Source organism: Actinoallomurus acaciae, from assembly GCF_042429965.1.
GTDB classification, from domain to species: Bacteria; Actinomycetota; Actinomycetes; order Streptosporangiales; family Streptosporangiaceae; genus Actinoallomurus; species Actinoallomurus acaciae.
In genome coordinates this window covers 1-899 of sequence record NZ_JBHLZP010001169.1, presented here as the reverse complement: position 1 = coordinate 899, position 899 = coordinate 1, and the positions used below count along the sequence as shown (strand labels likewise).

The 899-nt window shown below is 75.9% G+C and carries 1 pseudogene; it reads left to right on the top strand.

What is annotated here, in order from left to right:
• Positions 1 to 899 (top strand): annotated as a pseudogene (locus ACFFNX_RS51395) (tetratricopeptide repeat protein); the annotation flags it as partial.

Here is an 899-nt window from a genome sequence, read left to right as displayed (position 1 = left end):
TGCGCCTCGGGAGTGCGCCTCGCCGCGCGGCGGCGCTGGCCGATCGCGCGGGTCGTCCGCGAGCTGACCGACGAGACACGCCGGCTGGCCACGCTCGTCGGGGACGAGGACGACGCGTCGGTGCAGGCGGTCTTCAACGCCTCCTACGGCGCCGTGCCCGACGAGGCCGCCCGGCGGCTGTACCGCCTGCTCGGCCTTCACCCGGGAACCGACTTCGAGGCCGGCGCCGCCGCGGCGCTCCTCGGCGTCGGCGCCGGGGAGGCCGCCCACCTGCTGGACCTCCTGGCCGGAGCGAACCTCCTCCAGGAGGGCCCCGGCGACCGCTACCACTTCCACGACCTGGTGCGCCTGCACGCACGTGGCGAAGCCGGCGTCTCCGAGTCCGCCGCCGGTCGCGCGGCGGCCGTGCGGCGTCTCACCGACTGGTACCTGCGGACGGCCGTCGCGGCCGACCTGACCGTCATGCCGGGCCGCTGGCACCTGGGCGGCCACTACGACGAAGCGCGGCGCGGTGCCGCCGCCTTCGACGACAGGGAGGACGCGCTCGGCTGGTTCGAACGCGAGCGCGTCAACCTCGTGGCCGTGGTGGAGAACGCCCACGGCGAGGGACTGCATGAGGCCGCCTGGCAGCTCTGCGAGGCGATGTGGCCGTTGTTCCTGCTGCGCAAGCACTACGGCAGCTGGCTCGAATCGCACGAGGTCGGGCTGGCCGCCGCGCGGGAGTGCGGCGACGCGAAGGCGGAGGCGCGCATGCTCACCGCCCTGGGCATGGCCCACCTCGACCGCCGCGACTTCCCGGCCGCCATCGACCACAACGGCCGGGCGCTGCGGCTCGACCCGCCGGGCGGGCACCCGCTCGGCGAGGCGTCCGCCCTGGAGGGTCTCGGCGTGGCCGAGCT